The sequence below is a fragment of the Streptomyces sp. NPDC012474 genome, assembly GCF_042955185.1.
GTDB lineage: Bacteria > Actinomycetota > Actinomycetes > Streptomycetales > Streptomycetaceae > Streptomyces > Streptomyces cahuitamycinicus.
The window spans coordinates 29,887-43,436 of the sequence record NZ_JBIBEP010000006.1; the positions used below are offsets into that span (position 1 = coordinate 29,887).

A 13,550-nucleotide genomic window follows, 5' to 3' on the forward strand; every position below is an offset into this window, starting at 1 on the left:
CGGGTTGTTCTGGCCGGAGCGGTGGGCGCTGCTCGTGCCGGTGCGGGACGAGCGGTGGGCGGCGGCGCGTGATCGGTGGGCGGTGGTGCCGGCCGGGGCGGTGCTGGTGGGCGTGCCGGGTGCGGTGGAGCCGTTGCGGCGGCGGGTCCGGTTCCAGTACGTCGAGTGGTTGTGGCAAGGGGCGCATCCGGCCTGAAGGCTCCGGTTCACCGGCCTCTCCGACAGCCACCAGTTGTGCGGTTACGCTGCCCCTCGTGGACCTCAAAGCCGTACGGGCCTTCGTCGCGATCGCCGACTCCGGGCAGTTCCAGAAGGCCGCCGTGGATCTGGCCCTCACCCAGCAGGCCGTCTCCAAGAGGATCGCCGCGCTGGAGAAGGACCTCGGGGTGCGGCTGCTGGCCCGTACACCGCGCGGTGCGGAGCTCACCATCGACGGGCAGGCTCTGCTGCCGCACGCCCGGGTCCTGCTCCGGGCCGAGGAGCGGGCGACGGCCGCCGTGCGGCCCGGTGACCGGGCGCTGCGGGTGGACGTCGTGGGGCGGCGGGCCGCACCCGGCGGGCTGGTGCAGCACTTCCACCGGGCGCACCCGGAGACCGCGCTGGACGTCGTCACGCTGTTCGACTTCGAGACGGCCGTGACAGCCCTGCGGGACGGGGCCGTCGACGCCACCTTCCGGGCCGTCACCATGCCCGGGCAGCGGCTCCCCGACGGCATCACGGCCACCCCGGTCCTCGACGAGCCGCTGCGGCTGTGCGTCGGCCCCGGCCATCCGTTCGCCCGGGCCGACCGGGTGACGACCGCGCAGCTCGCCGGGCACCGGATCTGGATGCCGGGCAACGTGCCCGGGACGGAGTGGCACGCCTACTACGAGGAACTCGCCGCGGACTTCGGCCCGGCCATCGACACCATCGGGCCCAACTTCGGCCTGGAGGCGCTCCTCGACACGATCGCCGGGTCCCCGACCGTGGCGACCTTCCTCAGCGAACGCACCCCGCACGTCTGGCCGGTCGACCACGACCTGCGGCTCGTCCCGCTCGTGGACCCGGTCCCGGTCTACCCGCACTCACTGCTCTGGCGCACGGACAACCCGCATCCGGGCCTGACCGCCCTGCGCGACTACCTGGTGGCGACCCGGCCCCGACCGCCTCAGGGCGAGCTCTGGAGGCCGTCCTGGGCGCAGTGACCAGGGCCCGAGTCCTGAGCGGCGCGACAGTCAGGTGGTGACGTACGTGAGGAACGACGCCCAAGGGGTCATGCCGAACACGAGTATCGGGCCCTGCGGCTGCTTGCTGTCGCGGACCGGGATGATGCCGGGACAGTTGTCGGCGACCTCGACGCAGTTGTTGTCTCCGCCGTCGCTGTAGGACGACTTGCGCCATACAGCGGTGGTGAGGTCGCGGGTGCTCGTCATGATCTGTGCTCCTCCAGTACGCCCTTGATGAACGCGAGCGAGTCCGACGGGGACAACACCAGGTCGCGAAGCCGATCGTAGGACGATCGCTCTCGAAGAACCTCGTCCGTATCCCCGATCAGCCGACCGCTGCTGTTGCCTTCCGCGTAGGCAACGGCGCTGCCATTCCTCTGCCAGAGCAGCGTCAGCGATCCGTTCATATGGTGATGCGCACCTGCCGAGAACGGCAGTACCTGGAGCGCCAAGTTGGGCCACAGTGCGGCGGCCTCAAGGTGAAGCAGCTGGTCGTGCCACGTCTTGCCCCGGGCAGCGGGACGTCGGAGCGCGAACTCGTCCATGATGATCCGGACCTCGGGTTCCGGCTTCTGGCTCAGCACAGACTGCCGTCCGAGCCGAGCAGCTACTTGCTCCTCGACAGCCTCGCCACCGTCAGCCGTTGTCTGAGCGCCGGACAACACCCCGCGAGCGAAGTCCTCGGTCTGCAGCAGGCCGGGAATCCCCAGCGAGAACTTCCACATGATCCGCGCTGTCGCCTCCAGCGCCATGAACTCCTTGTACTGGTCCTTGAACGCATCCAGCCGAGCCGCCTTCCAGTGGCTCAAAAGCAGGTCACCCGTGCCGTAGTACCCGTCCAGGTCCTCCATGACCGTCACCTTGGAGAGCCGCTGGCCGGACTCGAGTCGGCTCAGATAGCTCTTCTCGTAGCCGGTCTCGTCGGCCAACTGCCCCAGTGACTTCCCGGCCTTCTCCCGCAGGACCTTCAGCGTCTGCCCGAGCATCGCCCGCCCGGAGACCGGCTCCGCGTCAACCTTCCCGCCCACGTCATCCCTCCCCGTTGCCTGAGCGCCAGACAACACCGGACCTCTTCCGCAGCGTACGCACGATCAGTGACTATCGAGGCGCGAACGGTAATCACCGCACGTCATACCCATCCCCTGCCCTGAGAAGGGACACCCCCGTGCGCCTGCACATCGCCGTACTCTGCGAGCTCCTGCTGCTCGCTCTCCTGCGGAGCCTGCTGCCCGCGCGAGGGCGTCATCGAGCGGTGTCTGCCCGGCGGCCGTCGGTCATTCCCCACTCCCCGCCGGTCCCCAGCCCTCGGCCGGCGGAACCCCTGGTCATGGACGGCCCGCTCGTCCGGCCGTACCTGCGCGCCGAGGAAGTGTTCGTATGAGGCTGCTCCCCTGGACCGGGACCGCCGGACGGCCCTGCTACCTCAGCACCGACGACCCCGACAGCCGCCTCTCCCGGCTCGCCGATGACATCGAGGCCGTTCAACTGGCCTCCGCTGAGCAGGTGCTCGCCGCCGCCGGGGCCGTACTCGGCGATGCCGGGGCCGGTGAGCACGCGCTGCGTTTCGCACTGGTCAGGGCGGTGGAGTCGCTGGGGGAGGTGCTGCGCGTCGCGGCGAGCCGGGGCGAGCGCATCGCCCACCGGCGGGCCTGACGCCTACCCGAGCCGCTTCTCCAACAGCGTGAAGGACTTGGGCGCTCCGCCGGGCTGCGGCTTGCCCTCCTTGCGCCCCACGACCCGGTAACCGGCGCCGACGTAGTACGCGTTGAGCTGTGCGTTGCCCGCGAGGCAGTCCAGGCGCACCCGGGTGCGTCCCGCCTCGGCCACTCGGCGCTCGGCGGCGTCCAGCAGCAGCCGGCCCGTCCCGGGCGCGGTGGCGGTCCGGTCGACCATCAGCCGGTGCACGTACCCGGCCACGGGCGGCTGCGGGCCCCAGGCGTCCTCCTCCTCCCACCACAGCTCCCAGGCACCGGCGATACGCCCGTCGGCCTCCGCCAGCCAGACCTCGCCGTGGGCCATGACCCGGCGGAAGTGGTCCTCGTCCAGCTCACCCGGCCGCCACTGCCCGGTGACGCCACGGGCCGGCATCCAGCGGGCGGCGTCGTCGCGGAGCCGGACCAGGGCGGCGAGGTCGGACGCGGCGGCCGGGCGGACGCTCAGGCCCGGTATCGCGGGAGAGCTCACGTCTCCGTCCGGTACATCAGGTCCACGTCGTGCGTGGTGAACCCCAGCCGCTCGTACACCGACACGGCCGCCTTGTTGTCGGCGTCGACGTACAGCATCGCCGTCGGCAGCCCCTGCCCCGCCAGATGCCGCAGCCCGATCGTGGTGAGGGACTTGCCGAGGCCGCCGCCCTGCGCGCCCGGACCCACGCCGAGGACGTACACCTCGCCCAGGCCCTCCTCGGCGTGCACCTTGGTCCAGTGGAAGCCCACGAGTTCGTCTCCGCGGAAGGCGAGGAAGAACCCCGCGGGGTCGAACCACGGCTCGGCCTTGCGGTCGTCGAGGTCGCGCTGGGTGAGGGAGCCCTGCTCGGGGTGGTGGGCGAAGGCGGCGGCGTTGACCGCGAGCCAGGCCGCGTCGTCCTGGCCGGGGACGAAGGAGCGGACCGTGACGCCCTCGGGGAGCACCGGGTCGGGCGCGTCGAAGTCGGTCAACGGCCGCCGCATCTGGCGCAGTTCACGGAACAGGGTCAGGCCGAGGACCTGGGCGAGGTGCCGGGCGGCGGAGTGCCCGCCGTGCGCCCACACCCGCAGCCGCTTTCCCGACGCGGCCAGCAGCGCCGAGCCGAGCGCGCGTCCGTGCCCGTGTCCGCGATGCCCGGGGTGCACGACCAGCTCGGCGGCCGGCGGCTCCACCGGGTCCGTGTCCTCCAGCTGGGCATAACCGACAAGTTCCCCGCCGGTGGTGAGCAGCAGATGGGACACGCCCTCCCGCTCCCCGCCACGCAACTGCAACCGGCCCTGTTCGGACACCGCCTGCTGACCGTCGGTCCGGGCCGCCTCGTCGAGCAGTCCGAGCACGGCCTCGGTCTTCTCGGCGGAGAGCGCGGCAAGGGTCTCGATCGAGCGGGGGCTTCCGGGCCGTACGGTGTCGTCGCTGGTCATGCGTACGAGGGTACGGGGCGCCACCGGCAAATCGGCGGCAAAGAAGCAACCAGGTCGTAACCACGAAAGGCCTGTCGCGCTACGCGCGTTGACTCTAGGCTGCGCCGGACGACATCACTGTCCCAGCAGACCCACAGGGGGGCGTATGCCAGCCAGTTCACCGGCGCATCCAGAGCGTCGGAGACGTCGTACGAATCGTTTCGCCGCTCTCGCCGCCGGTGTCGTCACCGCCGGCGCGCTGGCCGCCGCGGGGCTGCCCGGGTCGGCGACCGCCGGCGAGGACCACCGTAAGGGCGGGCACTGGCCCGGCCGCTACCAGGACGTGCAGCTGCTGTCCTTCAACGACCTGCACGGCAATCTGGAGCCGCCGGCGGGCTCGTCCGGCCGGGTCACCGAGCACCAGCACGACGGCACGACGAAGACCATCGACGCCGGTGGTGTCGAGTACCTCGCCACGCACCTGCGGCAGGCCCGCAAGGGCGAGAAGTACTCCGTCACGGCCGCAGGCGGCGACATGGTCGGCGCCTCACCGCTGATCTCCGGGCTCTTCCACGACGAGCCGACCATCGAGGCGCTGAACAAGCTCGACCTCGACGTCACCTCGGTCGGCAACCACGAGTTCGACGAGGGCGCCAAGGAGCTGTCCCGGCTGCAGAAGGGCGGCTGCCACCCGAAGGACGGCTGCTACACGGACAAGAGGTTCAAGGGCGCCGACTTCCCCTACCTCGCGGCCAACGTCCTCGACGAGAAGACGAAGAAGCCGATCCTCAAGCCCTACTGGGTGTGGAAGAAGAACGGCGTCAAGGTCGGTTTCATCGGAGTGACCCTGGAGGGCACCCCGGACATCGTCTCCGCCGAGGGCGTCAAGGGCCTGTCCTTCAAGGACGAGGTCGAGACGATCAACAAGTACGCCAAGGAGCTCCAGCGCAAGGGCGTGAAGTCGATCGTCGCCCTCATCCACGAGGGCGGCTTCCCGGCGTCCACGTCGTACAACTACGACTGTGACTCCCCGGGCGCGGGCGACGGCGTCTCCGGCCCGATCGTCGACATCGCCAAGAACGTCACGCCGCAGGTGGACGCGCTGGTCACCGGCCACACCCACAACGCGTACGTGTGCAGCATCGCCGACCCGGCGGGCAAGCCCCGCATGGTCACCTCGGCCGCGTCCTTCGGCCGCCTCTACACCGACACCACGCTGACGTACGACCGCAGGACCGGCGACATCGCCCGTACGGCGGTGAAGTCCGCGAACCGCGTGGTCACCCGGGACGTCCCCAAGGCGCCCGACATGACCGAGCTGATCAGCAAGTGGAACACGCTGGCCGCGCCCATCGGCAACAAGCCGATCGGCTACATCTCCGGCGACATCGGCAACACCGGCACCGAGACCCCGCTCGGCGACCTCATCGCCGACGCCCAGCTCGCCCACGGCAAGCAGCTCGACGCCGAGACGGACCTGGCGCTGATGAACCCGGGCGGTATCCGGGCGCCCCTGACCTACGCGGCCAAGGCCGGTGAGGGCGACGGTGTCGTCACCTACGCCGAGGGCTTCACGGTCCAGCCGTTCGCGAACACCGTGAACCTCCAGGACTTCACGGGAGCGCAGCTGATCCAGGTGCTCAAGGAGCAGGTGTCCGGCCCGAACGCGGCGGCCCCGAAGGTCCTTCAGGTCTCGTCCGGCCTGACCTACACCCTGGACCTCACCAAGTCCGGCGCCGACCGGGTGGTCACGGACAGCATCAGGCTGAACGGTTCGGCCATCGACCCGGCGGCCACCTACCGCGTCGCGACGAACAGCTTCCTCGCGGGTGGCGGCGACGGCTTCCCGACCCTCGGCCAGGGCACGAACGACGTCGTCGGCGCCGACGACCTGACCGCGCTGGAGCAGTACCTGACGGCCAACTCCTCGGCCGCCGAACCGATCGCCCCGCCGAAGGCGGACCGCATCACGATCGTGAAGTAAGTCGCATACCCGGGGTTCAGGTTGCGGGACGGGGCGGTGCGCATGGTCGGATGAGACGATGCGCACCCCCCACCGCATGGACACGCATCATCCCGACGACCGCTCCGAGCAGCCTCGCGACCCCTATGAGGAACTCGGCGCACTCGACGACGGGCCTCTGGAGGCGACCCCTCTGGAGGACTTCCTCGGCGAGGACGCCGAGCAGCGGCACGTGCCGGAGCCGGACTGGTCGCCGCCCGGCCACCGCCGCGGCGGCCGACGGCGAAAGAATCGTTTCGCCGGACTGCCGCTCGCCGTGAAGGCGGTCGTCGGCCTGGTCGTCCTCGCCTCGTTCGCCGCTCTCGGCGACCGCTGGGCCGTGCTGTACGCCGAGCACCGGGCCGCGGACACGCTCAAGGACCGCCTGGACCTGGCCGCCGCGCCCGAGGTGGAGATCGGCGGCTTCCCCTTCCTCACCCAACTCGCCGACAAGCGGCTGGAGTCGGTGAAGGTGACCGTCCCGGACGTCGCAGCCGACCGGGTCTCGCTGGCCAAGGTGTCGGCAACGGCCCACGATGTACGGCTCAACTCCGACGGCCTGACGTCCGTGCGTGGCGCCGACGTCCCCCGGTTCGACGGGGACGTCGTGCTGTCCTTCGAGGACCTCAACCGCGAACTCGGCGCCTCCCAGGTGACGTTCACCGGCGAGGGCCGGGACCGGGTGCGGGCCCGCGGCACCCTGCCGGTCGCCGGGCACAACCTCAAGCTGCGGGCCGAGGCCCGGATCCAGCGGCAGGGGGAGCGGGGCATCGCCACGGAGATCGGCGGCATGCGCCTGGACATCGGGGACCTGGCCACCTACCGCCCCGGCAAGCGTGCCTCGGAGGGACTGCACCTGACGCGCAAGGCGTCCGCCGACCTTGCCCGGGAGACGCAGAAGGCCAAGGCGCTGCTGTCGGTCCCGGCCATCGTGCAGCGTATGGGCGTGCCCGAGGCGACCGTGGACCAGGCCCTGGCCGACGACGGCAAGCTCGCCGAGCTGACCGGTTCCCCGCGCTTCGCCCGCCAGGCCGAACGCCTGAACCTCATCGACCTCGCCCTGAACAACCCCGAGGTGCTCAAGCGCCTGGGCCTCGACCCCGACCTCCTCGGCGAGTTGTCGGGCCTGACCCGCCCGGTCCTGGCCGACCGGCTCGCCCTGGCGTTCGAGCTGCCGAAGCCGGAGCAGGGCGACGTGAAGCTGGAGGACGTACGGGTGGAGGAGGACGGCATCCGGGTGCGGCTGTCGGGCTCGGGGCTGACGGTGGGCGACTAGAGGACGCGCGCAGGACCTGTCGCCGTCACCCTCGGACGGGGAGAAATCATCTGGAACCGGCTTGGCCTCGGAGCCGTGGGTGAAACTTGTGTGCTGATGTGTTGACCTCTGTTCGACTTCCCTTCTAGTTTCGTGCTCCCGTGAGTGGTCTCCTGATGGGCTGCTCACCTTCGCACATGCTCAGAAGGGGATGTCGTGCCTCAAAGGAACCATCGCGGAACAGCTTGCGTGGGGGCGCTGCTGGCCTGCGTCACGGCATTCGGTGGAGCGCTCGCCTCCCCCGCGGCCGCGTCTCCCGCCCACCGTCCCGCCACCCCGCCGCCCGTCAGCGACTTCAAGGGCGTCAACTGGGCGGACCCGCGCGACAACTACGCCGACGACGCGGTCGTGCCCTCGGGCCTGTCCACCTCCGACGGCTACGCCACCTCCTACGCCAAGTCCAAGGCGATCATCGGCGGGTTCTCCAAGCTCGGCGCCAACACGGTCCGTCTCCCCGTCAACCCGTCCTCGGTCAACGGCCCGTTCTGGAAGTCGTACCGGGGCGCGATCGACGCCGCCACCGCCAAGGGCTTCAAGGTCATCCTGGGCTACTGGGAGGCCGACAACGCCAAGGACGGCAGGATCGACAACCAGGCGTCCTGGGACCGGATGTGGGCGCGGATCACCTCCGCCTACGCCGGCAACTCCAAGGTGTACTTCGAGCCGATGAACGAGCCGTTCGGCTACACCGCACAGGAGTGGACCGACGTCGCGGCGAAGTGGGTGAGCAGGCACCGCTTCATACCCCGCGACCGGATCCTGATCGGCGGGTACAAGTACAGCGAGGACGTCAAGCCGGTGTGCGCCGACCCGCGCCTGAAGGGCACACGCCTGGCCCTGCACAACTACGGCTTCTGGCACACCGACTGGACCAGCGTCGACCAGTGGAAGGCCGACTTCAAGGCACGCATCGGCGACTGCGCCTCCCGCACGATCCTCGACGAGTTCGGTGCCTCGATGACCACCGGCCTGGACTACAACGGCCCGGCGGGCAGCTCCAACGAGATCGCCTACATCCAGGCCGCGACCGACACGATCCGGGAGCTGGGCCTCGGCTCGGTCTACTGGCCCGGCCTGCGCAACGGTGACACCTACTCCCTCACCACGCTCCACGGCACGGGCACGAACCTCAGCCTGACGGTGAACAACCAGAGCGGCCTGGACCGGCTGCACCACGCCTGGAAGCAGTAGGCACCCGAACGTGGTGGCCCTTCCGGGTCCGGCGCCGCTCGTCAGCCGGACCCGGAAGGGAGCCGTTCAGGACGCCGAAGGCGTCCAGCCCGCGAGCCAGTCGCCGACCTCCTGGCCGGCGGCCTGCGCGGCGCTCAGATGGGGCCGGTTCGTGCTCGCCGGGCCCGCCCCGGCGCCGTAGTTGCCGTACTCCGCGAACCGGTCGTCCTTCCAGGAGAAGCCGCTCATGTCGGTCCACGGGGCCGACTTGATCGCGTTGCTCAGGTTGGTGTTGCGGACGGTGGTCTGCGGATCGAGGGACGCGTCCCCGCCCGCGTGCCAGGGCCGGCCGAGGTAGAAGGTCCCGGCCGACACATCGCCGTTCACCGTGGAGTTGGCGATCAGGATGCCCTTGCGGTTCGCCGCGGTGCTCGGTGCGGTGATGTACCCGGCCGAGGTGCCGTTCCAGCGCTTCTTCAGCGTGATGACGGACTTGTCGACGACGGCCGTGGCCCGGCCGAAGATGAAGTCGACGTTGCCGATCACGTAGGAGTTGCTGACGTAGACCCGGCCCAGCCGGTCCTTCGACGCGGTGTCGAGCAGCAGGGTGTCCTGGTCCCCGCTCACGATGATCCCGTCCAGGAACACCTTGTCGGCGGCGGTCCGCAGGGCGACGGCCTGATGCCCGTTGAGGGACTGGTTGGCCTTCTCGTCGAAGTCGTTGGAGATGGTCAGGTTGCGCGCCTGGAAGTCGTCGGCCTCGACGGCGACGGTCGCGCTGCCGCTGGTGCCGTAGGTCCCGCCGCCGGGCTTCGGCGTGCCCGACGCGTTGTTGTAGACGATCGTCGTGTCCTTGCGGCTCCCGCCGGTGCCCCGGATGGTGACGTGCGGCTTGTTGGAGGGCACCTTCACCAGTTCCCGGTACGTCCCCGGCTTCACGGCGATCACGACACGCGAGGGGTTGTTCGCCGGTACGGCGTTCACGGCGGCCTGCACGGTGCGGTACTGGCCGCTGCCGTCCTTGGCGACGGTGAGGGTGGTGGCGGCGGCGGCCTTGGTGGAGGCCGTCGCGCCCTTGGCGGAGGCGGCCGTCCCGATGGAGGCGCGGGGCCCGGCACCGGCCTTGAGGATCGCGGGGAGGTCGGCGGCCTTGTCGAGGCTGTAGGGGTAGTACGTCTTCGGATCGAAGGCGGTCCCGCCGCTCTCGTTGCGCCCGCTGGTGCCGGAGAAGGAGTTGCCTCGCTGGACGACGGCGGCGCCGCTGTCCTTGATGACGGGGTTGTTGACGCCCTTGAAGAGGGAGTTCTCCAGGACCATCTTCGTGCGCCCGCGCGAGTAGTTCCCGTACGACGACTTGATGGCGGTGCCCGGGGCGTCCTCCAGGAAGTTGTTGTAGAGGTGCGCGTGGGCGGCGTTGTCGGTGGAGGGGTTGCGCTGCTCGGTCTCGCGGATCCAGTTGTGGTGGATCGTGATGTCGGTCTTGACGTTCTCGGTCCAGCCGATGCCGAAGGTCTTGTTGTTGTCGCTCAGCCTGTTCCAGGAGACGGTGACGTTCGTGCTGTCCTTGCGGACGTCGATGAGACCGTCGGCCATGTGCCGCAGGTCGTTGTGGTCGATCCACACGTGGTGGGCGCCGTCCATCTGGATCGCGTCGAAGTCGTGGTCCTTGTCGTTCCAGATGCCCTGGTACGCGTCCCGGATGGTCAGGTTCCGGATGATCACGTTGTGTACGCCCTGGCCGAGGAAGAACCCGCCGCCGACGATGTGCCCGGCGGTGCCCTGCCCCACGATGGTCTTGTCGGACTTGACCTTGATCTCCTTGCCGACCGGATTCATCGTGATGGTTCCGGCGACGACGATGACGTAGGGCTCGGCCGCGGTCGCGTACTTCTCCAGGTCGGCGAGCGTCTTGACGGTGACGGTCTTCCCGCCCCGCCCGCCGTACGTCCCGTTCTGGCCCAGGGAGTTGACGGAGGCGAACCCGTCGGCGGTGTCGGCGGCCCAGGCGGGGGCGGCGGCGGAGGCCTGCCGGACACCGCTGCCGAACGGACCGAGGTCGGTGCCGTAGGCCAAGGTGCCGGCGGCGGTCAGGGCCAGGGGGACCCCGACCGCCAGGGCGGTGCGGCTTCTGCGACGACGATGCTGGGCCTTGCTGCGCGGCTCACTCATGCGGCGATCCGTTCCGTGTGGGGGAATGACCGCTGATCAGTCGCCGCCCCACACGGAAAGGTTGCCGCTCTCCCGTGCCCTACTGGATGCAGGACTTGGGGTCGAGTTTCTCCTCGACCTTGTCCTCACGGCCGTCGGGCTGACCGCTGGGGAGGAGCTTGTCCGAGATGCCGTCGATGTAGTACCCGTGCGAGTAGACGGTCCGGTATCCCCGGTCACGCCAGCTGTGCACGGTCCGGTCCCCGTCGCCCTTGTCCCACTGGTAGTCCTCGACGTGGAAGACGGGGTTCACGCGCACGACGCGCTGGTACGGCGTCCAGGTCACGGCGACCTGCCGGCACGGCGGAATGCTCTTCTCGCTCCGGGTCTCGAACTTGGACTCCTTCTCCCAGCCCCATTCGTACCCGGCGCTGCCGCCCACGGTTCCGCTGAAGATGCTCTTGGCGAGGGAGAAGCTGATACTGGCGCCGACGCTCTTCTTCGCGAACGTCTTGGTGCTGTAGCTGCTGACGAAGGTCTCCTTGTCGTCGGCGGAGCCCTTGTTGCCGATCCAGCGCGAGGTGCGGACGGTGTCGCCCTTGACGGACCAGGTCGAGGCCTCGGCGTACCCGCACCAGCCGCGGAACAGCTCCCACGGCCCGGCGGGCTTCCACAGCCCGAAGACGTCCCGCAGGTACTCGTCGTGGGTCTTGAACTCACCGGTGTCGACGTTCAGGGCGCCGTACACGCCCGTCAGGCTCGTCTCCTGGCTGCAGAGCCGCTCGATCATCCGGTCGGTGTCCCCGGGGTCGACGCCCCGGATGTTGGTCGCCCCGGCGGGCCCGGCCGTGGCGGTCCCCGCGCCGGCCAGCAGACCGGTCATGGCGAGCGCGGTGGATGCGGCAACTACGCCGCATTTCCTGAGAGTTGAGATGCGAATGAGACGCATGTGGGGGCTCACTCCTGCTTGCGGATGTGTGACGGCGACGAAGATGTCAGAACAGCGGCGGGAGTTCGCGCTACTGATGGGTATGACAGGACATCGACAGCTGGGCGGGGTGTATGTCCCGCCTTGTCGGCTGCCGCCGCCGCGACTCACCGCGATCCGCGGCCCGGCCTCGAAGGAGTGCGGGCGGCCCGACAGCCCGATGCTCGTGTCCGGCGCGATCCCCTGGGCGTCGTTCCTCACGGTGGTCACCACCGAGAGTGCGGCCCACACCGACGTGGGGGAGGGAGCGTGAGCACGCCCACTGAGGTTGTAATGCAGCTATGGTGGGACCATGGCAGAGAACACGACGATCCAGGTGTCCCGGCAGGCCCGCGATCATCTCGCTCAGGTCGCCAAAGAGCGGGGGGTGACCCTGGGGCAGCTCGTGGAGGAGCTGGCTGCCGAGCAGCTGACCGCGGAGCAGATCGCGGAACGTGTTGCTTCCGCACGGAAGGTTCTGCGCGAGCGGATGGGCTGCACGTTGACCGACGAGGAGTTCGATCAAGGACCGAACGTCCTGGCCAATGTGTACGCCATGGCTGCTGAGAAGATGCACAACCTGCGAGGCAACGCAGCGTGATCATTCTCGACACCAGTGCGGTGGTCGCGCTCGCGCAAGGGCGGCAAGCCCTCCACCGCCTCGTTGACAACATCGCTCACACGCCTGGGGACTGGCTCCATGTCCCCGCGCTGTGCCTGATGCAAGCGGAGTCGATCGAGAAGGGGACAGCCGGGGATGTGATCGCGCTCCCGGGCATTCTGGTCGACCCGCTCCATCAGACCGCGGCGGCAACGGTCGGAGCAATGATCCGGGACGGCTGGGGCGGGCCTGACATCTGCCACACCCTCTACGTCGCTACACCTCACATCGAGACCGGCGGGATGTCGATCATCCTCACCGGACGAGAGAGCGACTACCCCCCGGGCATCCTGACCGTGGACATCGACTCACCCGGCATGCTCGGCTTCCACTGAGCCCGTCATGCCGTTGCTGCTGCTGGACCTCGACAACACCTTGGTCGACCGTGACGCCGCTTTCCGCGACGCCGTCGCGGAGTTCCTGGCCGAGCACGACCTGCCCGAATCTGATCTTGCATGGGTCACGGCCCTTGATGCCGGCGGCTATACCCCCCGTAACGACGTCGCGGCAGAGATGACTCGTCGGTACGAGGCCTTGGTGCCCACCGCCACCATCCGGACCCTGCTCGACACCGGTGCGGCAGACCGGGTGGAGCTGGCGGATTCCTCCCGCGAGGCTCTGGAGAAGGCACGGGCCCGGGGATGGTCGTGCGTGATCGTCACCAACGGCAGGACCGCGCAGCAAGAGGCGAAGATCCGTAACGTCGGCCTCGACCGGCTCGTCCAGGCATGGGTGATCTCCGAAGCGGTGGGTCGGAAGAAGCCGGCACCCGGGATCTTCCAGGCGGCCGCGAGGGCGGTGGGGCTTCCCCTCCGCGGCTCGTGGGTCATCGGGGACTCCCCGCACGCCGACATCGGCGGCGCCGACGCACTCGGCCTCCGCAGCGTTTGGGTGTCCAACGGTCGAGCCTGGGCTCAGGACGCCTACCGCCCCACCCATATCGCTGCCCACGTCAGCTCCGCGATCAACTACGTCATCTGAGACACCCGCTCACAA

17 protein-coding genes are annotated in these 13,550 nt (G+C 69.5%); 11 read left to right on the plus strand and 6 right to left on the minus strand.

What is annotated here, in order from left to right; translation table 11 throughout:
• Positions 1-4: 4 nt before the first annotated feature.
• Positions 5-196, plus strand: a complete 192-nt coding sequence (locus ACFY9S_RS15180; protein WP_391127752.1) for a hypothetical protein — start codon at positions 5-7, stop codon at positions 194-196.
• Positions 197-254: 58 nt separating this feature from the next.
• Positions 255-1,184 (plus strand): LysR family transcriptional regulator, encoded by a 930-nt coding sequence (locus ACFY9S_RS15185; RefSeq protein ID WP_391127755.1) that lies wholly within the window; start codon positions 255-257, stop codon positions 1,182-1,184.
• 30 nt (positions 1,185-1,214) lie between these two features.
• Here ACFY9S_RS15185 and ACFY9S_RS15190 read toward each other — a convergent pair whose 3' ends face one another.
• Both ACFY9S_RS15190 and ACFY9S_RS15195 read right to left on the minus strand, forming a co-directional pair.
• Positions 1,215-1,412, minus strand: a complete 198-nt coding sequence (locus ACFY9S_RS15190) for a DUF397 domain-containing protein (RefSeq protein ID WP_391127758.1) — start codon at positions 1,410-1,412, stop codon at positions 1,215-1,217.
• Complete coding sequence (locus ACFY9S_RS15195) at positions 1,409-2,233, minus strand: Scr1 family TA system antitoxin-like transcriptional regulator (RefSeq protein ID WP_391127761.1); 825 nt, start codon at positions 2,231-2,233, stop codon at positions 1,409-1,411. Before ACFY9S_RS15195 ends, ACFY9S_RS15190 begins: the two co-directional genes overlap by 4 nt.
• 137 nt (positions 2,234-2,370) lie before the next feature.
• Between ACFY9S_RS15195 and ACFY9S_RS15200 the strand changes: the two genes are divergently transcribed.
• Together ACFY9S_RS15200 and ACFY9S_RS15205 are read left to right on the plus strand one after the other, a co-directional pair.
• Complete coding sequence (locus ACFY9S_RS15200; protein ID WP_391127764.1) at positions 2,371-2,586, plus strand: hypothetical protein; 216 nt, start codon at positions 2,371-2,373, stop codon at positions 2,584-2,586.
• Entirely contained in the window at positions 2,583-2,858 is a 276-nt protein-coding gene (locus tag ACFY9S_RS15205) for a hypothetical protein (protein WP_391127767.1), read from the plus strand. The genes ACFY9S_RS15200 and ACFY9S_RS15205 overlap by 4 nt, the downstream gene beginning before the upstream one ends.
• A gap of 3 nt (positions 2,859-2,861) precedes the next feature.
• Here the strand turns inward: ACFY9S_RS15205 and ACFY9S_RS15210 are convergent, their stop codons facing one another.
• Together ACFY9S_RS15210 and mshD are read right to left on the minus strand one after the other, a co-directional pair.
• Positions 2,862-3,389: a GNAT family N-acetyltransferase gene (locus ACFY9S_RS15210; RefSeq protein WP_391127769.1), complete on the minus strand. Its 528-nt coding sequence runs from the start codon at positions 3,387-3,389 to the stop codon at positions 2,862-2,864.
• Positions 3,386-4,312, minus strand: a complete 927-nt coding sequence (gene mshD, locus ACFY9S_RS15215) for a mycothiol synthase (RefSeq protein ID WP_391127772.1) — start codon at positions 4,310-4,312, stop codon at positions 3,386-3,388. The genes ACFY9S_RS15210 and mshD overlap by 4 nt, the downstream gene beginning before the upstream one ends.
• A 145-nt stretch (positions 4,313-4,457) precedes the next feature.
• Between mshD and ACFY9S_RS15220 the strand changes: the two genes are divergently transcribed.
• The 3 genes from ACFY9S_RS15220 to ACFY9S_RS15230 all read left to right on the plus strand — a co-directional run bounded on the left by ACFY9S_RS15220 (position 4,458) and on the right by ACFY9S_RS15230 (position 8,799).
• Positions 4,458-6,275 (plus strand): bifunctional UDP-sugar hydrolase/5'-nucleotidase, encoded by a 1,818-nt coding sequence (locus ACFY9S_RS15220; protein ID WP_102912734.1) that lies wholly within the window; start codon positions 4,458-4,460, stop codon positions 6,273-6,275.
• 58 nt (positions 6,276-6,333) lie between these two features.
• Complete coding sequence (locus ACFY9S_RS15225; protein WP_391127775.1) at positions 6,334-7,569, plus strand: LmeA family phospholipid-binding protein; 1,236 nt, start codon at positions 6,334-6,336, stop codon at positions 7,567-7,569.
• A gap of 195 nt (positions 7,570-7,764) precedes the next feature.
• Positions 7,765-8,799: a cellulase family glycosylhydrolase gene (locus ACFY9S_RS15230; RefSeq protein WP_391127778.1), complete on the plus strand. Its 1,035-nt coding sequence runs from the start codon at positions 7,765-7,767 to the stop codon at positions 8,797-8,799.
• A gap of 66 nt (positions 8,800-8,865) precedes the next feature.
• On the opposite strand, the gene ACFY9S_RS15235 is transcribed toward ACFY9S_RS15230, so the two are convergent.
• A complete protein-coding gene (locus ACFY9S_RS15235; RefSeq protein ID WP_391127781.1) occupies positions 8,866-10,947 on the minus strand; it encodes a pectinesterase family protein in 2,082 nt (693 codons plus the stop codon).
• A gap of 79 nt (positions 10,948-11,026) precedes the next feature.
• Positions 11,027-11,809: a hypothetical protein gene (locus tag ACFY9S_RS15240; protein WP_391127784.1), complete on the minus strand. Its 783-nt coding sequence runs from the start codon at positions 11,807-11,809 to the stop codon at positions 11,027-11,029.
• Positions 11,810-11,957: 148 nt separating this feature from the next.
• Here ACFY9S_RS15240 and ACFY9S_RS15245 point away from each other — a divergent pair, with 148 nt between their 5' ends.
• From ACFY9S_RS15245 to ACFY9S_RS15260, 4 genes are read left to right on the plus strand one after another with little or no spacing between them, the layout of a single operon-like run.
• Positions 11,958-12,167 (plus strand): hypothetical protein, encoded by a 210-nt coding sequence (locus tag ACFY9S_RS15245; RefSeq protein ID WP_391127787.1) that lies wholly within the window; start codon positions 11,958-11,960, stop codon positions 12,165-12,167.
• A 39-nt stretch (positions 12,168-12,206) separates the two neighbouring features.
• Positions 12,207-12,494, plus strand: coding sequence for a hypothetical protein (locus ACFY9S_RS15250; RefSeq protein ID WP_391127790.1), 288 nt, complete (start codon positions 12,207-12,209; stop codon positions 12,492-12,494).
• Positions 12,491-12,889 carry a hypothetical protein gene (locus ACFY9S_RS15255; protein ID WP_391127793.1) on the plus strand — a complete coding sequence of 133 codons (399 nt, stop codon included), beginning with the start codon at positions 12,491-12,493 and terminating at the stop codon, positions 12,887-12,889. Before ACFY9S_RS15250 ends, ACFY9S_RS15255 begins: the two co-directional genes overlap by 4 nt.
• Positions 12,890-12,896: 7 nt before the next feature.
• Complete coding sequence (locus ACFY9S_RS15260; RefSeq protein WP_391127794.1) at positions 12,897-13,535, plus strand: HAD family hydrolase; 639 nt, start codon at positions 12,897-12,899, stop codon at positions 13,533-13,535.
• Positions 13,536-13,550: the final 15 nt, after the last annotated feature.